Origin of the sequence: Amphritea opalescens, from assembly GCF_003957515.1 — a bacterium.
Taxonomy (GTDB): Bacteria; Pseudomonadota; Gammaproteobacteria; order Pseudomonadales; family Balneatricaceae; genus Amphritea; species Amphritea opalescens.
On sequence record NZ_RQXW01000025.1, the window covers coordinates 22,471 to 29,854 of the forward strand.

Genomic DNA, 7,384 nt, shown 5'->3' on the forward strand with positions numbered 1-7,384 from the left:
GATAAAACATGACTGAGAAGGTTCAACTTAGCGCAACAGTATCTGATGATCTGATTGGCAAACGGTTAGACCAGGCTGTTGCCGAACTTTTCCCCGAATACTCCCGTTCACGGTTGCAGGGCTGGATTAAGGATGGGTTTTTAACCGTAGATGGCAAGGTAAAGCGGCCCCGAGATAAGCTAATGGGCGGCGAGCAGCTGGAAGTGTCAGCCGAATTGGAAGTGATTGATCAGTATAAAGCGGTGGAGATGCCGCTGAATATCGTTTACGAAGACGATGATATTATGATCATCAATAAACCGGCCAATTTGGTTGTTCATCCGGCGGCAGGCCACTGGGAAGATACCTTGCTCAACGGTTTGTTGCATTACTGTCCAGAAATTGCGCAAGTGCCGCGGGCAGGTATTGTCCACCGCTTGGATATGGACACTACCGGCTTGATGGTGGTGGCGAAAACCATTCAGGCACAAACCGAGCTGGTTTCTCAGTTGCAGGATCGTTCGATGGGCCGTGAATATGAAGCGATTGTCGCGGGTGTAATGACCGGCGGTGGTACCGTTGATGAAGCACTGGGTCGGCATTCACGTAATCGTCAGAAGATGGCGGTGGTGGGTTTAGGAAAAGAAGCGGTGACGCACTATCGGGTGTTAACTAAGTTTCGTGCCCATACCCATATTCGTTTAAAACTGGAAACGGGGCGGACGCACCAGATTCGGGTGCATATGTCCCATATTAACTATCCGATCGTGGGCGACCAACTTTATGGTGGGCGTTTCCGCTTGCCAAAGGGTGTGACGCCTCAGCTTCTGAGTAAATTGAAGGAGTTTAATCGTCAGGCATTGCATGCGAAACGTTTAGAGCTGTTTCATCCGGCGACCGGTGAATTGATGTCTTGGGAGGTCGATCTGCCGGAGGATATGCAACGGTTGTTGAACCGTCTCAAGAAAGACGCCGCTAATCACGATACCGATCTGTGAAATTGATTGCTGCTGATTGGTCGGCGCCGGATCATATCCAGGCGTTTACGACGACTCGCTTAGGTGGCTGCAGTGAAGGTGTCTATCGCTCGTTTAATCTAGGTGATCATGTCGAAGATGCCGCGGCGCACGTCGCAGCCAATCGAGCATTGCTTGGCGAGCAGTTTCAAGGATTGAAAGCCCCTCAATGGTTATCGCAAGTGCATGGTACGGTGTTGATCAAAGCGTCCGAGCAGGGTGTGGTGGAAGCCGATGCCTGTTGGACTGATGAAGTCGGTCAGCCCTGTATTGTGATGACCGCCGATTGCTTGCCGGTTTTCTTTAGTGATAAAAATGGTTCGCGGGTGGCGGTGGCCCACGCGGGTTGGCGCGGGCTTGTCGACGGGGTGCTGGAGCAGACCCTGTCTGTGTTTGCTAACCCCTCTGAGGTGCAGGTCTGGTTAGGGCCGGCCATCGGTCCACTGGCGTTCGAAGTGGGTGATGAGGTTCGAGAGCGGTTCTGTGATCTGATCACGGCGTCGTCTGATGCCTTTATCGCCACCTCGACACCACACAAATGGATGGCGGATATCTATCAGTTGGCTCGATTGCGCCTGCAGGCGGCGGGCGTGCAACATATTACCGGTGGAGATTTCTGTACCTTCACGCAATCTGAGTTGTTCTATTCCTATCGCCGTGATGGCGTCACAGGACGCATGGCGAGCGTGATCTGGATCGCCTGATCTGCATCAATGGAATGTTATTGCGGGTGCTTGATCCGTGTCGATCGGAGTATGATAATAGTTCTCATTAATCTTTGAGGTGTTTCGATGACACTGATCGAACTAAAATCCCGCCAGCAGGCTCGAATTAAAACCATTGCTGGGCCAGAGGCGCTGCGCCAGCGACTCGTAGCGCTGGGTGTTCTCAAAGGTTTGAAAGTCTCCGTTGCCGCCACCTCTTTACTGGGTAATCCCCGGGTCTACTCCATCGGTAAACAACAGATCTGCTTGCGTAGTAAAGAAGCAAGTCATATTGAGGTGGAGTTACAGCGCTAATGTCCGATAATCAACCTTCCTATACCATCGCTCTGATCGGTAATCCTAATTGCGGTAAAACGTCACTCTTTAATCAATTAACAGGCGCTCGGCAACGTACCGGTAATATGGCGGGAGTGACTGTTACCAGTCGTGAAGGTCATAAAGAGTGGCGTGGTATCGATGTTCATTTTATCGATCTGCCGGGCATCTACTCACTCGCGAATAGCCGGGTAGAGGAGATGGTTGCCCGTGACTATTTGATTGAGACACCTCCTGATTTGATTCTGAATGTTGTGGATGGCAATAACTTAGCGCGGAATCTAGCGTTGACAACCCAAGTATTGGAGCAGGGTCTGCCGGTCGTGATTGCCATTAATATGCTCGACGAGTTGGAGAAGCAGGGCGGTAGTATTGACCTCGTTGAACTGGGTCTTGGCTTGGCGAAGCCTGTTATGGCAAGTGATGGCCGTAGCAATGGGCATATCTCTGAACTTATGGATCTGTTACTGGACAATATTGATCAGCCGAGTGAGCCTTTAGTCATTACCTATGAGCCGCATGTTGAAGAAGCTATCTGTTCATTGGAAGCTGTAGGGCTGGCGCGTTGGCAAGCGATTCGGTGGCTGGAGTCCGGCGGAGAAGGCGTCGCTCTGATTAATGATGAGCAACGGAAGGTAGGGCAGCAAGCGCTGGCGCTACTGAGTAGCCGTCATGATGAATCCCTGGCTGAACTGATCGCCGAGGGACGTTATGGCTATATTCATGGTTTGCTGCATAAGAGTAGTAGTGAACATCAAGATCAATCCGCGGCGGATCACTGGCTGGATCGATTGACCTTGAACCGCTGGTTGGGTGTGCCGATTTTTGTATTTTTGCTTTGGGTTATGTTCGAGGCGACCTTTACCTTAGGTAGCTATCCGGCTGATTGGATTGATGCAGGGGTTAGCTGGATAGGTCAGCAAGTAGGTGCGGTTATGCCGCCTTCGTTGCTGAAAAACCTCATCGTTGAAGGGTTGATTGCTGGAGTTGGTGGGGTGTTGGTGTTTTTGCCCAATGTGGTTTTGCTGTTTTTCTTTATCGCCTTGCTGGAGCAGAGCGGATATATGGCGCGGGCCGCGTTTCTCACCGATAACTTAATGAGCAAAGTCGGCCTACATGGTAAAGCGTTTGTGCCGCTGGTCATGGGCTTTGGCTGTAATGTGCCCGCGATAATGTCGGCTCGAACGATTGAGGAGCCGCGAGCGCGTTTAATTACCATTTTAATCAACCCGTTTATGAGCTGTTCTGCTCGGTTGCCGGTCTATGTGCTGCTGGCGGGGATCTTTTTTGCTGACCATGCGGGCACCGTATTGTTTGGCCTATACATGCTGGGTATTTTGGTGGCGTTTACAATTGCGGCGTTATTGGCGAGAACCATTACCTCCCATCATGATGAGACCTTTATTATGGAGCTGCCGCCTTGGCGCTTTCCTTCGGGTCGGTCGATGTTGCTGCATGTTTGGGATAAGGCGTCTGACTTTCTGCGGAAAATTGGTGGGGTTATTCTGGTTGGCTCGATTCTGATCTGGTTGCTTCAGAGCTTCCCGATGGAAGGAATGTCATGGTTAGAGCAGTTAGGACGTTTCGTTGCCCCACTGTTTGCACCGATGGGCTTTGGCTGGCAGGAAACCGTCGCGTTGCTGTCAGGATTTATCGCTAAAGAAGTTATTGCTGCCTCGCTGGTGGTGGTGTATCAAACCGACATGAATGATATGGCGGGGCTACAGGCGGCATTGGGTGCCGCCTTAGCGCCCGCGTCGGGTTTAGCGCTGATGGTCTTTACTTTGTTGTATATGCCTTGCCTTGCCACGATAGCGACGATTCGCCGAGAAACGGGAAGCTGGCGCTGGGCTGGGGTTTCGATCTTGATGGGGCTGGTCTTGGCTTGGACGGGTTCTTGGCTGGTGTATACCCTAGCGACATTATGGCTATAGTAAGAAAGGTGATTCTATGACGCTGTTTGATTGGATCGTTCTGATTGTCGTGATTGTGCTGCTGGGGATATGGTTTGGCCGTTACCTTTATCGCACCTTTAGTCGGAAATGTGGCAGCACCGGTTGTAGCAATTGCTCCGGTTGCAGCCGTTCTAAAAAGAAAGACCTATAAAAATAGAGGAATATATATCAGTCTTTTCTTATATAGACTTGAATTCCTCTTGATCTACCCGCATTTACTTTAGTAAGAGTAAGACAGCCCGCCATCAGCTTTAATCAAAGCGCACAATGGGTAGGGTGAAATTGATTAGGAGGGAGCCATGCAACCCGAACGTTTTACGAGTAAATTACAGTCAGCCCTAGCAGATGCCCAATCACTAGCCGTGGGTAAAGATCATAACTATATAGAGCCTGTTCATCTGTTGTTGGCGCTGCTGGATCAACAAGGGGGCTCGATAAAACCTTTGTTGGCCAAATCTGGCGCTGATGTTAATCAGATTGCCTCATCCGCGCAGAAGTTATTCGGTGAGTTAGCTCAAGTAACGAATAATGATGGCGAAGTTCGTTTTTCGCCGGCGATGGGTAAATTGTTTAACCTCACTGATAAACTCGCTCAGCAGCGGGGGGATCAATACATTGCCAGCGAGCTATTTTTATTGGCCATGCTGGAAGATAAGAGTGGTGTCGGCAAGCTGCTTAAAGCTGCGGCCGTGACCAAGCAGCAATTAGAACAGGCGATTACAGAGATGCGCGGGGGTGATAACGTGAATGATCCAAATGCAGAAGAAAACCGGCAAGCGCTGGATAAATTTACCGTAGACCTTACTGCGAAAGCTGAATCGGGCAAGCTTGACCCTGTGATTGGTCGGGATGACGAGATTCGCCGTACCATTCAAGTGTTGCAGCGCCGGACTAAAAACAACCCTGTTCTGATTGGTGAACCGGGTGTCGGTAAAACCGCTATCGTTGAAGGTTTAGCGCAACGGATTATCAACGGTGAAGTACCTGAAGGGCTCAAGAATAAGCGCGTGCTTTCTTTGGATATGGGTTCACTGATTGCCGGTGCGAAATTCCGAGGCGAGTTCGAAGAGCGGCTTAAGTCAGTTCTTAATGAGCTGTCTAAACAGGAAGGTCAGGTCATTCTGTTTATTGATGAGCTGCATACCATGGTCGGCGCCGGCAAGGGCGAAGGTTCAATGGACGCCGGTAATATGCTCAAGCCTGCATTGGCGCGTGGTGAATTACATTGCGTCGGTGCAACTACGCTGGATGAGTATCGGCAGTATGTCGAAAAAGATGCGGCTCTAGAGCGTCGTTTCCAAAAAGTAATGGTCAATGAGCCTAGTGAAGAAGATACCATCGCGATTTTGCGGGGCTTGAAAGAGCGCTATGAGATTCACCATGGTGTGGATATTACGGACTCCGCGATTATCGCCGCCGCTAAATTGTCGCAACGCTATATCACTGATCGCCAACTACCAGATAAAGCGATTGACTTGATCGATGAGGCGGGTAGTCGTATCCGTATGGAGATCGACTCTAAACCTGAGAGTTTGGATCGTCTTGAACGTCGCTTGATTCAGTTGAAAATGGAGCGTGAAGCGCTCAAAAAAGAGAAAGACCAAGCGGCCATCAAACGGTTGGAAGAGTTGCAGTCTAATATCGAGTCGATAGAAAAAGAGTATTCCGATCTTGAAGAGATCTGGAAAGCTGAGAAAGTAATGCTTCAAGGTTCTCAGCAAATTAAAGAAAAGTTAGAGCAGGCACGGACCGAGCTAGAGCAAGCGACTCGTTCCGGTGATTTAAGTCGTATGTCTGAACTGCAATATGGCGTTATTCCCGAGCTTGAAAAGCAACTGCAGGCGGCTGCAGATGTTGAGGATGAACCACAAAAATACCAATTGTTAAGAAATCGCGTTGGTGAAGAAGAGGTTGCTGAGGTTGTTTCTAGGTGGACAGGGATTCCTGTTTCTAAAATGCTAGAGGGTGAGCGTGAAAAACTGCTCCGCATGGAAGATGAGTTACATAAGCAGGTCATTGGGCAGCAAGAAGCGGTACGCGCTGTGTCTAATGCCGTTCGTCGGTCTCGTGCAGGGTTGTCTGATCCTAATCGACCAAATGGCTCTTTCCTCTTCCTTGGGCCAACCGGTGTTGGTAAAACAGAGCTTTGTAAAGCATTAGCCGGCTTCCTGTTTGATACAGAGGAAGCGATGGTGCGGATCGATATGTCAGAGTTTATGGAGAAACACTCTGTTGCTCGGTTGATTGGTGCGCCTCCAGGGTATGTGGGTTATGAAGAAGGTGGCTACCTCACAGAAGCGGTGCGTCGTAAACCTTATTCTGTCTTGCTGCTCGATGAAGTAGAAAAAGCGCATCCCGATGTTTTCAATATACTGTTACAGGTATTGGAAGATGGACGGTTAACTGACGGCCAAGGACGTACAGTTGATTTCCGTAACACTATCGTCGTGATGACCTCTAACCTAGGTTCCGATCTGATTCAAAACTTTAGTGATGATGACGATTATGATCTGATGCAAAGCGCAGTAATGGAGGTTGTGGGCAATCATTTCCGTCCAGAGGTGATTAACCGTATTGATGAAGTCGTGGTTTTCCATAGCCTGCGTAAGGATCAAGTAAGAGGGATCGCGGAAATTCAACTGAACCGTTTACGTGAACGATTAACTGAACGTGAATTGACCTTAACATTGACTCCAACTGCTATGGATAAGCTGGTGGATGTTGGCTTTGAGCCGATCTATGGTGCTCGTCCGCTAAAACGGGCTATCCAGCAATGGATAGAAAACCCGTTAGCGCAGGAGCTATTGGCGGGTAAATATCTGCCGGGGTCCGAGATTGGTGTTGATGTTGAAGCAGGTAAGTTCGTTTTTCGATAAAACGACTTGCTAGCTAGATAACTCTAAAAACCGCCGTCAGGCGGTTTTTGTGTGCTTGTGGGGCCCCTTTTCTTGGGGTGGCACCTGCCAAGCGGTTTGTACTTTCTGGTAGGAGCCTCTTCCAGAGGCGATAAGCTTAAGGCTGTTGTTTTTTGCGCTACATTTAGCCGCTTTAGCGGGGTCTATCTAGGTGAGCAACGGGCAGCTGTTAAAAATCCGACCTTTTTCATTAAAATGACACTTTTTCGTGCTGCCCCTGTTGACTCCCTGCCTGTCCGGTGTAGAATGCGCCTCCTCGCTTGAGACAGCCACCGGAAACGGTCACTGAAACAAGACGAGCTGTTTGATTAACCCATTGAAAGCACGGCGTTTAACGCAAGCTTTTAACAGTGGAAAGTGAAACAGGAAGTCGCCGACTTCGTTTGAGAATTTGCTAAAAATTCTTAAACAAAAAGGTTGACTTCATCAGGGTGTTGAGTAAAATACGCACCTCGCTTGAGACGACTCACCGCAAACGG

Annotated in this window: 6 protein-coding genes; all 6 read left to right on the forward strand. The window is 49.5% G+C overall.

The window, feature by feature from the left end; genetic code table 11:
• Positions 1 to 8 precede the first annotated feature (8 nt).
• The 6 genes from rluD (at position 9) to clpB (ending at position 6,866) form a co-directional block, all read left to right on the forward strand.
• Positions 9 to 977 carry a 23S rRNA pseudouridine(1911/1915/1917) synthase RluD gene (gene rluD, locus EH243_RS17790; protein ID WP_126160004.1) on the forward strand — a complete coding sequence of 323 codons (969 nt, stop codon included), beginning with the start codon at positions 9 to 11 and terminating at the stop codon, positions 975 to 977.
• Positions 974 to 1,699 carry a peptidoglycan editing factor PgeF gene (pgeF, locus tag EH243_RS17795; RefSeq protein ID WP_126160005.1) on the forward strand — a complete coding sequence of 242 codons (726 nt, stop codon included), beginning with the start codon at positions 974 to 976 and terminating at the stop codon, positions 1,697 to 1,699. Before rluD ends, pgeF begins: the two co-directional genes overlap by 4 nt.
• An 87-nt stretch (positions 1,700 to 1,786) precedes the next feature.
• On the forward strand, positions 1,787 to 2,014 hold the full coding sequence (locus tag EH243_RS17800; protein ID WP_126160006.1) for a FeoA family protein: 228 nt from the start codon (positions 1,787 to 1,789) through the stop codon (positions 2,012 to 2,014).
• Positions 2,014 to 3,969: a ferrous iron transport protein B gene (gene feoB / locus EH243_RS17805; protein WP_126160007.1), complete on the forward strand. Its 1,956-nt coding sequence runs from the start codon at positions 2,014 to 2,016 to the stop codon at positions 3,967 to 3,969. Before EH243_RS17800 ends, feoB begins: the two co-directional genes overlap by 1 nt.
• 16 nt (positions 3,970 to 3,985) lie before the next feature.
• Positions 3,986 to 4,141 (forward strand): FeoB-associated Cys-rich membrane protein, encoded by a 156-nt coding sequence (locus tag EH243_RS17810; protein ID WP_126160008.1) that lies wholly within the window; start codon positions 3,986 to 3,988, stop codon positions 4,139 to 4,141.
• Positions 4,142 to 4,289: 148 nt separating this feature from the next.
• Positions 4,290 to 6,866: an ATP-dependent chaperone ClpB gene (gene clpB / locus EH243_RS17815; protein ID WP_126160009.1), complete on the forward strand. Its 2,577-nt coding sequence runs from the start codon at positions 4,290 to 4,292 to the stop codon at positions 6,864 to 6,866.
• Positions 6,867 to 7,384: the final 518 nt, after the last annotated feature.

Bases quoted from the DNA above. Each gene is read 5' to 3' on its own strand.
- rluD (WP_126160004.1), top strand. From the start codon at position 9: ATGACTGAGAAGGTTCAACTTAGCGCAACAGTATCTGATGATCTGATT.
- EH243_RS17800 (WP_126160006.1), top strand. From the start codon at position 1,787: ATGACACTGATCGAACTAAAATCCCGCCAGCAGGCTCGAATTAAAACC.
- feoB (WP_126160007.1), top strand. From the start codon at position 2,014: ATGTCCGATAATCAACCTTCCTATACCATCGCTCTGATCGGTAATCCT.
- EH243_RS17810 (WP_126160008.1), top strand. From the start codon at position 3,986: ATGACGCTGTTTGATTGGATCGTTCTGATTGTCGTGATTGTGCTGCTG.
- clpB (WP_126160009.1), top strand. From the start codon at position 4,290: ATGCAACCCGAACGTTTTACGAGTAAATTACAGTCAGCCCTAGCAGAT.